Origin of the sequence: Cryobacterium sp. PH31-AA6, assembly GCF_030063195.1 — a bacterium.
GTDB lineage: Bacteria > Actinomycetota > Actinomycetes > Actinomycetales > Microbacteriaceae > Cryobacterium.
In genome coordinates this window covers 107,151-122,563 of record NZ_JASISS010000005.1, presented here as the reverse complement: position 1 = coordinate 122,563, position 15,413 = coordinate 107,151, and the positions used below count along the sequence as shown (strand labels likewise).

Genomic DNA, 15,413 nt, shown 5'->3' with positions numbered 1-15,413 from the left:
GCGAAAAGTGCACTCTCGCGGGTAGGAGCGGGCGGGGTTTAGGGGATCGGGACCGGGCGGTGGGTGACCGGGGCGAGGAAACGGATCAGGGTGACGGCGGCGATTGAGCCGGCGCAGAGGATGCCGGCCAGCACGACGATCTGGAATCTGCCGGCCTCGAGCGGGCTCGCCCCGCCGAAGATCGCGCCGACGAAGGCGCCAGGCAGGGTGACCAGCCCGGTGGTCTTCGTCTGGTCGGTCGACGGGATCATCGCGAAGTAGGCGGCCCGGCGGGCGAGCTCCGCCGTCGACTGACGGGGAGTCGCGCCCAGCGCGAGCCAGCCTTCCACCTCATCCCAGTGCTCGGTGACGGCCTCGCCGAACCGGCGGCCGGAGAGCGTCGCGATCGACATCGCGTTGCCGATGACGATTCCACCGAACGAGAGCACATACCGCGGGGAGAATTCGATCGCTCCAACCGAGAAGACCACGCCGAGGGTGACCAGGATGCCGAGCCCCATCGACGCGGCCACCCAGCCGAAGTGCCGTCGGGTGGCGCCGAGCCGACGGTTGACCGTGCTCACCGCCGCGATGAACATGACCGTGAGGCCGACGCCGACCCAGAACGGGTCGGAGATGATCCCACTGAGGATCAGGCTGATCGCCGCGAGTTGGAGGGCACCGCGCAACACGGCGAGCGCCGGGGCGAACGGGCGCGACACCCGGTAGGCCTTCAACACCAAAGAGACGATGCTGATCAGCACCAGGATGCCGACCAGGCTCGGCAGGAGCCCCGCCAATTGGGCGGGCAGGTCGCTGGGCCAGGTCACCCTCAGAGCCTACCGACCGCCGACCGTGCGCTCTCGTACTATTCGGCCGGGGACGGCGGCACCAGTTCGGCGAGCGCTGCGAGGATGCGCCGCTCGCGGGTCTCTGCGGCCTTCGCCCCCTCGATGGCGAGCACGTGCCGGCGCTGGTTGCTATAGGACAGCGCGTCGAAGGCGGCGCGGGCATCCTCGTTCGCGAGGGCGGCGGCGAAGTCAGCGGGCACCTCCACCTCACGGGGCTCGGTGTCGAGTCGGAGGTCAACCTCGATCTCGTCCCCGGCGGCCACCTCGGCGAGCGCGCGGTTCTCCGCGCTCATCGCGATCATGTACGCCCCGCGGTAGGGCGCGACCGAGCTGCGGTAGCTGTGCGAGCCGATGGTCACGACGACCGGATGCCGTTTGCCGGCACCCAGGGCCGCGACGACAGCCTCGGGCACGGGGATTCCGGTCGCGGTCTTGCCGCCGAGTTCGAGCACCGTGGTGAATTTCATGACTCGAGTATGCCCCGCCCTGGGCCGTCCGCCTTGCCTCGCGGCTAACCGGCGATTAGCTTGGTACATAAATTGCACAAAGGAGTCACATGGCCATCACCCTGATGCTGGACCCGCACTCGCCGACGCCGCCGTTCGAGCAGCTGCGGACGCAGGTGATCGAGGGCGTGCGCAGCGGCGCGTTCGCGCCGGGCGACAAACTGCCCACCGTGCGCCGCCTGGCCGAGACGCTCGGCCTGGCCGCGAACACGGTCGCCCGGGCCTACCGCGAACTCGAGCGCGACCAGGTGATCGAGACGAGGGGCCGGCTCGGCTCCTTCATCGCCGCGACCGGGGACGCCACTCACAAGCAGGCGCAACTGGCCGCGATCGCCTACGCCGAACGGGCGCGGGCGCTCGGACTTGACGCGGCCGAGGCCCTCCGGATCGTGGCGGCGGCCCTCGGGATTCGTCCGTAGCGGACCCTGACCCCGACGCCGACGCCGACCAGGACCCGACCCGGACCCGACCGGGACCCTGACCCCGACGCGGACGCCGACCAGGACCTGGACGCCGACGCCGACCAGGACCCGACCCGGCCCGATGCTACCGGTACGACGCCGCGAGCCGCCGGAAGCCCTCATCGAGGGTCACCTCGGGGGTCCAATGCAGGTCGGCCCGGGTTTGGCGCTGGTCGAACCAGTGCGCGGTCGAGAGCTGTTCGGCCAGGAACCTGGTCATCGGTGGCTCATCGGCGCCCGGCCGCACCCGCCAGGCCGCCTCGATCAGCGATCCGGCGCCGCGGGCGAGCACCGCCGGTACCCGCCAGCCCGGGGCAGCCACTCCCGCGGCCTCGCACATTCCGGCGAGCAGCTCGGCCACCGGCCGGGGCTCGCCGTTGGTGACCACATAGGCGCGCCCGTGCACGGCGTCGGCGCGCTCCAGCGCCGCGGCGATGGCCGAGGCCGCGTTGTCGATGTAGGTGGTGTCGATCAGGGCGGCGCCGTGCCCGAGCAACGGCAGCCGTCCGGCCCGGGCGCGCTCCACAATTCGCGCGACGAGCTGGGTGTCGCCGGGCCCCCAGACCAGGTGCGGGCGCACCGCGACGACGCGCAGCCGCGGGGAGTCAGCGGCGAGCGCGATCAGCTCGGCCCTGGCCTTCGTGCGGGCGTAGTCGCCGCGAGCCCGGTCGGGGTCGGCCGGGAGGGCGTCAAGGCCGACGATGGATGCCCCGGCGTGCGCCACGGACGGCGACGACACGTAGACGAAACGGGAGGCGCCGGCATCCTCCGCCGCGGCCAGCAGGCTGCGGGTTCCGCCCACGTTCACGGCTTCGAAATCGGCCGCCTCGCCCGCGAGGGAAACCTTCGCGGCGAGGTGCACGACGGCATCGATGTCGGCGACCGCACGGGCGACCGAGACGGGGTCACCGATCGAGCCGAGCCGGTCCGCCACCCCCGGCACTCCGGACGCCCGGCGCTGAAAGGTGAAGACTTCGTGCCCGGCGGCGGCGATCCGGGCGGCGACGGCGCGACCGAGGAACCCGCTTGCGCCGGTGACGAGCACCCTGAGCGCCGCCGTCTCCGGCGCCCCCGCGGTCCCCGTGTGCGGGTGCCGCGCCGCTCCGCGGGTGGCGGGAGTCCCGCGGTGCGGCGCAGCACCCGCGGAACCGGTCACGGGCGGCTCATCCGCCCGCCGGAGAGCACGGTGTCGGCCCAGCGGGAGAGCCGGCTGCGGTCGATCTTCGAGTTGTGCCGGATGTCGGTGGGCAGGTGCGGCACGACGAGCACCGCCGCGAGCGGCAGGCCGGAGGCTTCCCGCACGGCGTCCGCGAGGCCCGGCGTGGCCAGCGCGACCCGACGACCGGGCGGGCGGGTCTCGACGACGGCAACCACCTGCTGGGTTCCGGCCGGGCCGACACCGACGATGGCGGCGCGGGCGATCTCGGCGACGCCCTCGATCCGCTGCTCGGGGCCGACCGGGGTCAACACGCCCGACGCGGTCGCGATGACGTGGGGCAGGCGGCCCTCGATCCAGAGCCGTCCGGCCGAGTCGAAGTGGCCGACGTCGCCGCTGCGGTGCCAGCGTTCCCCGGCGACCGCACCGCGCCGCGCCGCCCGGTCGGTGAGCCACAGCCGGGAGTAGTGGTCGAGGGTGTGCGGCGCGGAGACGACGATCTCGCCGGTGACGCCCGGGGCATCCGAGAGTTCCCCGGTCGCGGCCCCGCCGGCATCGAGGGCGCTGATCCGGATGCGGGTGGTCGCCGCCGGTCGGCCGACGCACACACCGCCCGGTCCGGCCAGGTCGGCGAGGGACCTCGGCGAGGCATCCCGGATGCCCTCGAGGGTGATGTCCGTCATCAACAGGCCCTCGGTCATCCCGTAGGGGGTGTGCGCGCTCGCCTTCGGCATCAGTCGGGCCGCGCCGGCCAGCAGCGGTTCGGCCACCGGGGCACCGGCGGAGAGGAAGCTCCGCACGCCGGAGAGGGCGCGGTGGTCGGCCGGGGTCAGTGCGGCCTCGGTGGCGACGACGTTCGCGAGCGCCGCCGGGGAGAGGAAGACCACGGTGGCGTCGATCGCGGCAACGGCCGCGGCTACGGCGGTCGCGGTGAGGGTCTTCGGCGAGGTGACGTCCATGTCCGGGGTGACCGAGCGGGCGCCGAGCGCCGGGCCGAGCAGGGCGAACGGCGCGAACCCGGCGACCAGGCCGGTGCCCAGGCCAACGCCGTACTGGGCGTGCAGCGCGTAGGCGACGGCGGCCAACTGGGCGTGGGTGTAGACGACGCCCTTGGCAGGGCCGGTCGAACCGGAGGTGAACAGCACCGCGGCGGTGTCGCCAGGGCCGGGAGGCGCCGGCAGTTCCTCGGCGACGCCCAGCGAGAGGAGTTCGGCGAGGGTGAAGGACACGTCAAGCGCGCGGTGTACCGGCCTGGGCAGCCGGGCGACCGAGATCTTCTGCCCCGGCCAGCCGAGGGCGCGAGCGGCGACGAGCCCGGGGGTGGCCCCGATCACGTGGTCGGGGTGTGCTCCGCGCACGGCGCGGGTCAGGCCGCGCAGGCCCAGCCCGGCATCGGCCACGACGACGATCGCCCCGATCCGGAGGCAGGCGTAGAGCACCGCGGTGAGGTCGGCGCCGGGCGGCACGAGCAGCGACACCCGGTCGCCCTTCCGCACCCCGATCAGGTCGAGGCCGGAGGCGAGCTGGCGCACCCGGCGGGAGAGCAGTCGCCAGCTGACGACGCGGGGTGCGCCGCCGCCTGGAGGTGACATGTCGACGAGGGCAGTCTCGTCGCTGTAGCGCAGCTCGTCGAGGTAGTGCCAGAGCGGATGGTGCGGCCCGGCGGCCCAGGGGGCCGGGGTCTCGACAGGCTCGACCACCGGAGGCTCGACCACCGAGGGGGGCGGGGTCTCGACAGGCTCGACCACCGGAGGCTCGACCACCGAGGTGGGCGGGGTCTCGACAGGCTCGACCACCGGAGGCTCGACCACCGAGGTGGGCGGGGTCTCGACAGGCTCGACCACCGGAGGCTCGACCACCGGGGGCTCGACCACCGAGGGCTCGACCACCGAGGTGGGCGGGGTCTCGACAGGCTCGACCACCGAGGTGGGCGGGGTCTCGACAGACTCGACCACCGAGGTCTCGCCCAGCCAGGTCAGGGCCGCGGCGGCGTAGTCCACGTCTTCCGCGATCAGATGCCCGGCGCCCTCGTACCGGTGCACGTCGGCGTGCGGCAGGCGGCAGGCAAGGTCGTCGAGGTAGCGGTCGCTGAAGACCGGGTCCCGGGGACCCCACAGCATCAGGGCTGGCACGCGCAGCGCACGGATCGACTCGGCGATGCGGTCGAGCTCGGCGGCGCTCTCGTGACCGAAGTCCACCGGGATGTCGGCGACGAACGCGCCGATCCCGCCGCGACGGGCGGCGCCGCGATACGGGGCCCGGTAGGCCCGCTTGACGGCTGCGGAGAGAGGCGGGTGCGCCAGCGCGAGCGTCGTCTCGAGGAACGCGGGCGTCGTCACGGTCCCGGCGGCCAGCACGGGCCCCGCGAGCGCGAGCCGGAGCGGCGCCGGGATGGGCGAGTCCTCCGGCTGGTGCACGGCGGTGTTGAGCAGCATCACCGCGCCGAGCAGTTCGGGGTGGTCGACGGCCCAGCCCAGGGAGACCACTCCGCCCCAGTCGTGCCCGAAGCTGACCACCGGTCCGGCCAGCCCGAGGGAGTCGGTGAGGTCACCGAGGTCGGTGACCCGGCGGGCCAGCGGCCGCACCAGGCCGGTGCGCTCGGAGAAGCCCATCTCGAGCTGATCGACCGCGATGACCCGCCAGGCGTCCCGGCCGGCGGCCGCGGCATCCGTCGCCGCCGTCAGCAGCTCGCGCCACAGGTAAGACCAGGTCGGGTTGCCATGCACGCAGAGCACGGTGCCGACCGGGGTGACCCCGAGCTCCGCCAGCCGGGCCGCGTTGTCGAGGATGTGCCAGGTGCGGCTGGCCGGGACGGCCGTGCCGCTCTCGGTGACCTCGACCAGACGAGAGTACGCCGGGTCGAGTCCCGGCAGCCCGCCGGGCGGAAGCGTCGCAGCGGCCGGGGTGAAGGCGGCCGGAGGGAGACGGTAGGTCCTGCCGGGACCGGTCACCAGGCGAGTTCCATCATGGCCGTGTTCAGCCCACTGCCCACGCCCATCAGCAGCACCCGGTTGCCCGGCTGGAGCGTCCTGGCCTCTTCGGCGAGGGTGATCGGGATCGAGGCCGGGCCGACGTTGCCGAACAGCGGATAGGTCAGCGGCACCCTGGTTCGTTCGATGCCGGTCGCCTTCACGATCGCGTTCGTGTGCACGTCGGACACCTGGTGCAGGATGTAACGGTCCATGCTCGACCAGTTCCAATCGCGTTTTGCCTCGGTCCAGGCCGAGACGACGAGTTCCATTCCGCCCTTGAGCAGCGCCTTCGCGTCGGTGAACATACCGTCGACGCTGCCGACGCAGAGCCCGTTGAACTGGGTTGCGGCGCGGGTCACGCCGCCGAGCATACGGTGGCCCTCCGGATGCCGGTCGGCCCGCCCGAGCACCGCGGCCGCGGCGCCCGAACCCAGGGTGAGGCTCGCGAACTCGCTCATGAAGTCCTTGCGGGAAATGTCGGGACGGCCCAGCCGTTCGATCGTGTTGGACTGGATCTCGTCGGCATCCTCGCCGTCGATCACGACGGCGTAGTCGATCTGGCCGGAGTCGATCAGCTGGGCGGCGAGGGTCATCCCATTGACGAAGCCGAGGCAGGCGTTGGCGATGTCGAAGTTGGTGGCCGAGGACGGCAGGCCCAGTCCGTGGTGGATCCGCACGGCGACGGAGGGTTCGAGGTGCTTGCGGGTGACGGAGGTGTTGATCAACAGGCCGACCTGGCCGGGCTCGATGCCCGCCTGGCGGAGGGCGAGTTTGCCGGCGGAGACGGCGGCATCGTCGAAGGTGGTGTCCTCATCCCAGTTGCGTCGTTCCTGCACCCCGGCGACGCGTTGGAGCAGCCCGGTCGGGAGCCGAAGCCGTTTGAGGGCAGGCTGGAGCCGGTCGTCGATGTCCGCTGACGTCGTGATGCGCGGCGCGAGCATACTCGCGACCGACAGCAGGGCGACGTTGTTGTGCGTCGTCGTTGCGTTTCCGTCCAACAATGGTTCCCCTGTCGAGTGTGCGGCCGTGGCGAGCCAGGGCCCCGGTCATCATCCACCAGAAACCTGATCGTCGTCCGTGCGCCCGCTGTACGCGTCGAGCCCGATGGTGCGGCCGCCAACGGCCTATTTTACGCGTGTTGGCGGCCGCGATCTCGCGGGCGGGGAGGCGGTGCCTAGATGATGCCGTCGGAGAGGGTGCTCGGGTTGCCGAACCGGTGGTTCGTGATCGAGATTGCCTGCTCCCGAAGGAACGGCAGGAGTTCGACCCGCCCGGCCTGGGTGACCGGGTGCGAGTACACGGCGATGTCGGGGCTGCCGCCGAGGGCGTGCGCGAGGGCGGATGCGGCATCCGTTGCCCCCGTGAGAGGGTTTCCCCCGATCAGACGCACCCGGCTGGTCGTGATGCCACCGGCGGCCGCGCGCTCAAGCCACTCGGCATCGCTCTCGACGGCGACCGGGATCTCGCGCTCGGCGAGGTGGTTTCGCACGATCGGCGGCACCGGGATCGCGCTGGACACCACGTAACGGGACTTCGACAGCGTCGCCGCGGCGATCACCCGGAGCAGGTTCGAGAGCGTCCCGTCCTCGGTCAGGCGAATGGTGACGGGGAGCGGCAGGTAGCGGAACAGGTTGCGTTCGTAGCCGAGGTTCGACACGTCCTTGACCGCGCCGAACTCCTCACGCCAGGCGAGGGCGTCGCTGAGCGCGGAGCGACGCAACACGTCGAAGTCTGCGTAGTCCAGCACCGGCTGCGAGCCTTCGATCACCTCGGTGACGCGCTGTTCCAACCCGCGCAGGTGCAGGGTCGAGCTGTTGCGTCCCGGGTCGGTCACCCAGTTGCCGAGGCCGAACAGGTAGTTCGGGCCGCCCGCCTTGGTGCCGGGGCCGACGGCCGAGCGCTTCCAGCCGCCGAACGGCTGGCGCTGCACGATCGCCCCGGTGATGCCGCGGTTCACGTAGAGGTTGCCGGCCTCGATCGTGTCGAGCCATTCGGCCAGCTCGGCCGAGTCGAGCGAGTGCAGGCCGGAGGTCAGGCCGAAGTCGACCGCGTTCTGAAAGCGGATGGCCTCGGCGAGGTTGCGGGCGTGCATCACGCCGAGCACGGGGCCGAAGAACTCGGTGAGGTGGAAGTAGGACCCGGGCGCGACTCCGGTGCGGATGCCCGGCGACCAGAGCTTGCCCTCTTCGTCGAGTCGCTGGGGCTCGACGAGCCACGATTCCTCGGCGCCGAGCGTGGTGAGGGCGTGCAGCAGTTTGCCCTCGGCCGGTTCGATGATCGGCCCCATCTGGGTGTTGGGGTCTGTCGGGTAGCCGACGCGCAGGGAGGTCGCGGCATCCACCAGCTGGCGCAGGAAACGCTCCGACCGGGCGACGGACCCGACCAGGATGACCAGGCTTGCTGCGGAGCACTTCTGGCCGGCGTGACCGAAGGCGCTCCTGATCACGTCGATCGCGGCGAGGTCGATGTCCGCGGACGGGGTGACGATGATGGCGTTCTTGCCGCTCGTCTCGGCCAGCAGGGGCAGGTCCTCCCGGAAGCTGCGGAAGAGCTGGGCGGTCTCGTAGCCGCCGGTCAGGATGACCCGGTCGACCGCGGGGTGCGAGATGAGCTGGGTGCCGAGGGCACGATCCTTGAGGTCGACCAGCGCGAGCAACTCGCGGGGCACTCCGGCCTCCCAGAGCGCCTCGACCATCACGGCGCCGGTGCGCTGGGCGAGCTTGGCTGGCTTGACGATCACGCCGGAACCCGCGGCGAGGGCCGCGAGCACGCCGCCGGCCGAGATCGCGACCGGGAAGTTCCACGGCGGGGTGACCACGGTCAGCTTGGACGGCACGAAGATTGCGCCCTGCACGGCGTCGAGGGCCTTGGCCCGCTCGGCGTAGTAGTGGGCGAAGTCGATCGCCTCGCTGACCTCCGGGTCGGACTCGGCGATGGTCTTGCCGGTCTCGGCGGCCATCACCTCGATCAGGCGGTCGCGGTTGGCGGCGAGCGCGAGCCCGGCCCGGTGCAGCACGGCGGCGCGTTCGGCGCCGGGCAGCTGGCCCCAGGCCTCACCGCTGGCGGCGACGGATGCGATCAGAGAGTCGAGCTGGTCGGCGTCGGTCACGGCGGCCTCGGCGATGGCGTCGACGCCGAGTCGGGAGGCGTCGACCCTGGCGAGGATGCGGCGACCCCAGGCGCGGTTCGCGGGCAACGACGGGTCGGTGTCCGGCTCGTTGTGGAAACCGGACCGCGGGGTCGCGGGCTGGGCGGCCGCGGAAGCGGCGTCCGGGTCAAGGGCGGTGACGGCCGACCCGCGACTGAGGCCGAGCACGGCCGCGGTGAGGCCGTCATCGGTGCCCGCCGTCTCCGCTTCCGTGCGGGGTTCGGCTTCGAGCTGGGTCACCACGGAGCGGTCCTGGGTGCGGTTCGGCGTCGGCACGGTGGCGTCGAGCTCGGTGAGCGAGGCCTGGAAACGCTGCTTCTCCCGCTCGAACAGGGCGGGCGTGCTGGTCAGCTCGAACACGGCCGACATGAAGTTCTCCTGGCTTGCGTTCTCCTCGAGACGACGGATCAGGTAGGTGATCGCAACATCGAACTCGGCCGGGTTGACGACCGGTGTGTAGAGCAGCAGACGTCCGACGTCCTTGCGCACGGCCGCGGCCTGGCTGGTGGCCATGCCGAGCAGCATCTCGAACTCGACCTGGTCATCCACGCCGCGCTGCTTGGAGAGGAGGTGGGCCCAGGCCACGTCGAAGAGGTTGTGGCCGGCGACACCGATCTTGACCGCATCCGTGTTCTGGGGGGTGAGCGCCCAGCTGAGCACCCGCTTGTAGTTCGTGTCGCTGTCCTGCTTGGTGCCGTAGGTCGCGAGCGGCCAGTCGTGCACCGCGGCATCGACGTGTTCCATGGCGAGGTTGGCACCCTTGACGACCCGCACCTTGATCGGTGCGCCGCCGGCGGCCCTGCGGCCCTGCGACCACTGGGTCAATCCCTGCAGCGCGGTGAGCGCGTCGGGCAGGTAGGCCTGCAGCACGATACCGGCCTCGAGGTTGATGAGCTGCGGCAGGTCGAGGATGCGCTCGAAGACCGCGATCGTGAGGTCGAGGTCGCGGTACTCCTCCATGTCCAGGTTGATGAACTTGGGAGAAACCGAGGCCGACGCCAGCTCGTAGAGCGGGGTGAGGCGCTCGACGACCCGGTCGACGGCCTCGTCGAAGGACCACATCGAGAGCTGGCTGGCAATCGATGACACCTTGATCGACACGTAGTCGACGTCGTCGCGGAGCAGCAGGGCCAGGGTGCCCTCGAGCCGGCGGAGGGCCTCCTTCTCGCCGAGCACGGCCTCACCGAGCAGGTTGATGTTGAGACGGTTGCCGGACTCGGCCAGGTGAGCGATCGCCGGGCCGAGCTTGTCCGGCGTGGCGTCGACGACGAGGTGGCCGACCATCTGGCGCAGCACCTTGCGGGCGGCGGGGATGACGACCCAGGGCAGCACGGGGCCGAACACCCCGCCGAGGCCGATCGCCCCGCGCATGTACGACGGCAGGAACCCCGGCGCCTTCTTGGCCACGGCCTGCAGGTTGTAGCCGGCGACCATCAGGTCTTCCGGCCGCATCACGCCGTCGACGAAGCCGACCGTGAAGTCCAGACCGTTCGGATCCTTGAGCACCCCGGCGAGGCGTTCGGCCGAGATGTCGGCGGGGATGGTGGCGCTGTCGGCGAGCCACTTCTCGACGAGCGCGACGACCTCGACGCTCAGGTCTTTTTGCGCGGGGGAAGAGGGGTTGGTCATGGTCATGAGGTTAGTCTTTCGTTGCGGCGCGCCTCATACCAGAGGATTCTATTTTCAGTGTGCGCCCCCAGTCCCTTTAGCAAAAGCGATTCTTCACGAATGATATTGATTACAATTACTTATCAATTGAGAACGATCCGAAGGAACCTCCCATGCTGGATGTCCGGCGCCTGCGCCTGCTGCGCGAACTGAAGATTCGCGGCACCCTGGCCGGGGTCGCCGAGGCCCTCGCTTACAGCCCCTCCGCGGTCTCCCAGCAACTCGCCCTGCTCGAGACGGAGGCCGGGGTTCCGCTCCTGCAGAAGGTGGGACGCCGGGTGCGGCTCACCCCGCAGGCCGAGATTCTGGTCGAGCACACGACCCATCTCCTCGAACGCCTCGAACTGGCCGAGGCGGAGATGAAGGCGTCGCTGACGACCGTGTCCGGCACGGTACGGGTGGCCCTGTTCCAGTCGGCCGCACACGCCCTGATCCCCCAGGCGCTCACCCTGCTGGCCGGGGACTATCCCGACCTCCGGATCGAGGTCACCGAACGAGAACCGGAGCGCGGACTGTTCGAGGTCTCCGCGCGGGACTTCGACCTCGTGCTGGCGGAGCAGTACCCGGGGCACACCCGCGCGCACTGGCCGGACCTCGACCGGGTCAACCTGTCGACGGACGCGCTCCGGCTCGCCGTACCTCCCTCTCTCGCCGGCCAACCGGCCCCCACGTCGCTGGACGAGGCGGCGGGCCTGCCCTGGGTGATGGAACCACAGGGCACGGCTTCGCGGCATTGGGCCAGGCAGCTCTGTCGCTCGGCCGGCTTCGAACCCGACGTGCGATTCGAGACCGCCGATCTGATCGCGCACATCCGGTTGATCGAATCGGGCAACGCCGTCGGCATCCTGCCCGACCTGATCTGGGCAGGCCAGGATCCCACCGTGAACCTGGTCGACCTGCCGGGACGGCCACACCGCGCGGTATTCTCCGCCGCCCGACGATCGAGCGCGAACCGGCCCGGCGTGCTCGCGGTGCGCGACGCGCTGGCCAGGGCGGTCGGCCTGGTGGCCGGGCCGACCGCGCCCTGGTCCGCCGGCCACGCCGCAGCGGATGCAGTCGTGCAGTTGTAGGCTGCCGGGGTGCGAGTGATTGTCCTCGGGGCCACGGGCGAGATGGGCCGCCGGGTCTCCGACCTGCTGGAGGCCCGCGGCCACAGCGTGGGGCGCGCCTCGCGTTCGACTGGGGTTGACGCCGTCACCGGAAAGGGCCTCGCCGAAGCCTTCGCCGGAGCCGATGCCGTTCTGGACTGCCTGAACAAGCAGACGCTGTCGGCCAGGAAGGCGATCGGGTTCTTCTCCACGACCGCGCGCACCGTCACAGACGCCGCCCACGCAGCGAAAGTCGGCCACCTGATCTGCCTGTCGATCCTGAACGTGGGCGACCCTCGGGTCAACTCCCGGCTGGGGTACTACCGAGGCAAGGCCGCGCAGGAAGCCGTCTACCGCTCTGCCGGAGTACCGTCGACGGTCGTCTCGTCGGCGCAGTGGTTCGAGCTCGCGCGGTCGCTGCTGGGTCAGGTCAGGGTGGGCCGGATCGCGCTCGTGCCGCGGATGCTCGCCCAGCCCGTGTCCGCCGGCTCCGTGGCGACGTTTCTGGCCGACGTCGTTGCCGACGGACACCGTGCCGAGACCGATCGGCGAATCGCCGGCCCGGATCAACACGATCTGTCCGAGCTCGCCCGCCGCATCGCTGCCGTCGAAGAACCCAGAACCCGGGTGCTCTCGGCCCCGTTTCTCGGTGCAGGCATCGCCACCGGCGGCCTCCTCCCACACGCAGTCACAACCATCGACAGAGTCAGGTTCGAGGACTGGCTGGACTCACAGACTGACTAGTCTCAAGTCATGACTGAACCCACTCACGACGTCGTGATTGTCGGCGGCGGCCACAACGGCCTCACCGCCGCGGCCTACCTCGCCCTGGCCGGAAAGAGCGTGATCCTGCTCGAACGCGACGACCACGTCGGTGGCGCTGCCGTCTCCGCCGAGGCCTTCCCCGGGGTCGACGCCCGACTCTCCCGCTACTCCTACCTGGTCAGCCTCCTCCCGCAGCGAATCATCGACGAGCTGGGCCTGTCGATCGAACTCGCCCGGCGCCGGTACTCCTCGTACACCCCCGACCCCGCCGACACGACGGGCGGACTGCTGGTCGACCGTGGCGACGACGCCGCTACCCGAGCGAGCTTCGACCGGGTCGGCGCCGGCGCGGACTTCGCTCCCTGGAACGCGTTCTACCGCGACACGGAGACCCTCGCCAGGGCACTCTTCCCCACGGTCTGCGAGCCGCTGCCGACCCGGTCAGAGGCGCGGCGCCTGGTCGGCAACGACACCGTCTGGAACCAGTTCATCGACAGCCCGCTCGGCGCCGTCATTACCGAGCGGTTCGAGAACGATCTCGTGCGCGGCGTTGTTGCCACCGACGGCCTGATCGGCACGTTCACCTCGACGAATGACCCGTCCCTCGACGCAAACCGCTGTTTTCTCTACCACGTCATCGGCAATGAGACCGGGGACTGGGACGTGCCCATCGGCGGGATGGGAGCCGTCACCGGGGCCCTCGAGCACGCGGCCCGCGAGGCCGGCGCCCGCATCGTCACCGGCGCACCGGTCACCTCGGTCAGCCCGGATGGCGAGGTCAGATATCGGCGCGGGGACCTGGAACGGGTCGTCGTCGGCCGGCACGTACTCTCCAACGTCGCCCCGTGGGTCCTGCAGGAGCTCCTGGCCGCAACGGCCGGGGGCGAGCCCGGCCCCGCATCTGCCCCGGCAGCGGCCATCGTCAAACCGGAGGGCGCTCAGGTCAAGGTGAACCTGCTGCTTCGCCGACTGCCGAAGCTGCGCGACCCCTCGGTGTCGCCGGAGGCCGCGTTCGGCGGCACCTTCCACATCAACGAGACCTTCAGCCAGCTCGAGGGCGCCTGGGACCAGGCGGCCAACGGCGTGATCCCGGAGCTGCTGCCCTGCGAGATTTACTGTCACTCGCTGACCGACCCGAGCATCCTCTCCCCCGAGCTGATCGCGGCCGGTGCCCAGACCCTCACCGTGTTCGCCCTGCACGCACCGAATCGCTGGCTGAACGACGAGAACAACGACGCCACCAGGGCAAGGCTCCAGGCGGCCGTGCTCGCGTCGCTCAATTCTGTGCTCGCCGAGCCGATCGAGGACCTGCTACTGACGGATGCCCAGGGCGACCTCTGCGTCGAGACCAGGACCACCCTCGACCTCGAGCACGCGCTCAACCTTCCGGGCGGCAACATCTTCCACGGCCCGCTCGACTGGCCGTTCCTCGAAGACGACGAGCCGAGGGACACCCCGGCGGCCCGCTGGGGAGTCGCCACCGCGCACCCGCGGATCCTGATCTGTGGCGCCGGCGCCCGGCGCGGCGGCGGGGTGAGCGGAATCGGCGGGCACAACGCGGCCATGGCGGTGCTCGAAGACTCCTGACCGGGAACCACGTGAGGCCGGGGCGCGCGAGCTTCGCGTCGCCGCTGGTCTCGGACCGGAGATGGGCATAGCTTGGTAGTGAGGCTCGTGCCTCACTCACCGTGGAGGTTCCCATGTCAGCCAAGCCAACCGGCCGCCTCGCCCAGCGCGAGGACGGGCTCTATCTCATGCTCGACCGGCTCTTCAACGCGCCGATCGACGACGTGTGGGCGAGCCTGAGTCGACCCGGCGGCCTCGCCGGCTGGATCGGAACCTACACCGGCTCCCCTGAGACGGGCGCCGTGCGCTTCCGCCTCGACGAGCCGGACGCGGAGTGGGAGTACGTCACGATCCTCACGTGCATCCCGCCGAAGCGGTTCACCGTGAATATCGGCGAGGGTGACGCCGCCCGGCACGTGATCCTGCACCTCGTCGAGGGTGCGGGCATGACCACCCTGACCTTCGGCCAGCGCCTGCACAGCGCGTCGGACGCCGTGACCGTCGGCCCGCACTGGGACTACTACTTCGATCGCCTGGTCGCCGCCCGGCTCGGCAAGCCGCTCCCCGAACACGCGCACTACCACCCGCACGCGGAGTACTACCGGGAACTCGTCGTGCCCAAGCGCGCCACCGAGCCGACCCACTGACCGACCGGGCGGGCGCTACTCCCAGACGCTGGGCGCGGCCGCACGTGTCGCGGGCATCGCGACATCCGTGCTCCACTCGAGCAACCAGTGCGGCACGGTGACGGATTCCGGAACCGCGCCGACCGCGTCGACGAGCTCGTCGATCGTGACGACGCCGCCGCTGCGCTTGAGGAACCGCCCGCGGATGAAGCCCTGGGCGTAGACCTCCGGCTCTCCGTCGGCGTCCGGGCGCACAAAACGCTGTTCAAGGTAGACGGCCTTCTCGTCGAAACCGAGGATGCGCGACTCGACCGTGAAACGCTGGCCCAGGGTCAGGGACTTGCGAAAGCTGATGGTCTCCGACACGACGACCGGGTACCAGCCCTTGGCGAGGAAGATCGCCCAGATGCCGGTTCGGTGCAGCAAGTCGAACCGAGCGATGTCCATGATCGACAGGTAGACCCCGTTGTTCATGTGCCGGAGGATGTCCTGATCGGTCGGCAGGGTGATGAAACGGGTACGGGCCACGTCATAGTGTCCGAGCTTTGGGCCGAAGCGGGAAAGCAGACTGTGGAGGAGGGTTCGCCAGAGCATGTGCACCCTTGGATGCTAGCCCTTCGCGGCGAC

At 70.8% G+C, this 15,413-nt stretch carries 12 protein-coding genes; 5 read left to right on the top strand and 7 right to left on the bottom strand.

The features are described 5' to 3' along the window. Positions 1–38 precede the first annotated feature (38 nt). Together QMG61_RS06190 and QMG61_RS06185 are read right to left on the bottom strand one after the other, a co-directional pair. The gene (locus QMG61_RS06190) at positions 39–809 is read right to left on the bottom strand and encodes an ABC transporter permease (RefSeq protein WP_283493463.1); all 771 of its coding nucleotides are present in this window, start codon (positions 807–809) and stop codon (positions 39–41) included. A gap of 38 nt (positions 810–847) precedes the next feature. Further along, positions 848–1,297, bottom strand: a complete 450-nt coding sequence (locus QMG61_RS06185) for a YdeI/OmpD-associated family protein (protein ID WP_283493462.1) — start codon at positions 1,295–1,297, stop codon at positions 848–850. An 89-nt stretch (positions 1,298–1,386) separates the two neighbouring features. On the opposite strand from QMG61_RS06185, the gene QMG61_RS06180 reads away from it, so the two are divergent. After that, positions 1,387–1,755 carry a GntR family transcriptional regulator gene (locus QMG61_RS06180; protein WP_283493461.1) on the top strand — a complete coding sequence of 123 codons (369 nt, stop codon included), beginning with the start codon at positions 1,387–1,389 and terminating at the stop codon, positions 1,753–1,755. A gap of 127 nt (positions 1,756–1,882) precedes the next feature. Here the strand turns inward: QMG61_RS06180 and QMG61_RS06175 are convergent, their stop codons facing one another. The 4 genes from QMG61_RS06175 to QMG61_RS06160 all read right to left on the bottom strand — a co-directional run bounded on the left by QMG61_RS06175 (position 1,883) and on the right by QMG61_RS06160 (position 10,708). Then, entirely contained in the window at positions 1,883–2,842 is a 960-nt protein-coding gene (locus QMG61_RS06175) for an NAD-dependent epimerase/dehydratase family protein (RefSeq protein ID WP_283493508.1), read from the bottom strand. Between the two features lie 107 nt (positions 2,843–2,949). Next, positions 2,950–5,904: an alpha/beta fold hydrolase gene (locus QMG61_RS06170; RefSeq protein WP_283493460.1), complete on the bottom strand. Its 2,955-nt coding sequence runs from the start codon at positions 5,902–5,904 to the stop codon at positions 2,950–2,952. Beyond that, a complete protein-coding gene (locus tag QMG61_RS06165; RefSeq protein WP_283493459.1) occupies positions 5,901–6,923 on the bottom strand; it encodes a 3-oxoacyl-ACP synthase III in 1,023 nt (340 codons plus the stop codon). The genes QMG61_RS06170 and QMG61_RS06165 overlap by 4 nt, the downstream gene beginning before the upstream one ends. A gap of 176 nt (positions 6,924–7,099) precedes the next feature. Then, entirely contained in the window at positions 7,100–10,708 is a 3,609-nt protein-coding gene (locus tag QMG61_RS06160; RefSeq protein WP_283493458.1) for a proline dehydrogenase family protein, read from the bottom strand. 146 nt (positions 10,709–10,854) lie between these two features. Here QMG61_RS06160 and QMG61_RS06155 point away from each other — a divergent pair, with 146 nt between their 5' ends. The 4 genes from QMG61_RS06155 (at position 10,855) to QMG61_RS06140 (ending at position 14,807) form a co-directional block, all read left to right on the top strand. Then, positions 10,855–11,811 (top strand): LysR family transcriptional regulator, encoded by a 957-nt coding sequence (locus QMG61_RS06155; protein WP_283493457.1) that lies wholly within the window; start codon positions 10,855–10,857, stop codon positions 11,809–11,811. A 9-nt stretch (positions 11,812–11,820) separates the two neighbouring features. Then, on the top strand, positions 11,821–12,573 hold the full coding sequence (locus tag QMG61_RS06150; protein WP_283493456.1) for an SDR family oxidoreductase: 753 nt from the start codon (positions 11,821–11,823) through the stop codon (positions 12,571–12,573). A gap of 9 nt (positions 12,574–12,582) precedes the next feature. Continuing rightward, positions 12,583–14,181, top strand: a complete 1,599-nt coding sequence (locus tag QMG61_RS06145) for a phytoene desaturase family protein (protein ID WP_283493455.1) — start codon at positions 12,583–12,585, stop codon at positions 14,179–14,181. Positions 14,182–14,294: 113 nt separating this feature from the next. Beyond that, positions 14,295–14,807 (top strand): SRPBCC domain-containing protein, encoded by a 513-nt coding sequence (locus tag QMG61_RS06140; protein ID WP_283493454.1) that lies wholly within the window; start codon positions 14,295–14,297, stop codon positions 14,805–14,807. A gap of 15 nt (positions 14,808–14,822) precedes the next feature. Here QMG61_RS06140 and QMG61_RS06135 read toward each other — a convergent pair whose 3' ends face one another. Continuing rightward, positions 14,823–15,386: a thioesterase family protein gene (locus QMG61_RS06135; RefSeq protein ID WP_283493453.1), complete on the bottom strand. Its 564-nt coding sequence runs from the start codon at positions 15,384–15,386 to the stop codon at positions 14,823–14,825. Positions 15,387–15,413 lie beyond the last annotated feature (27 nt).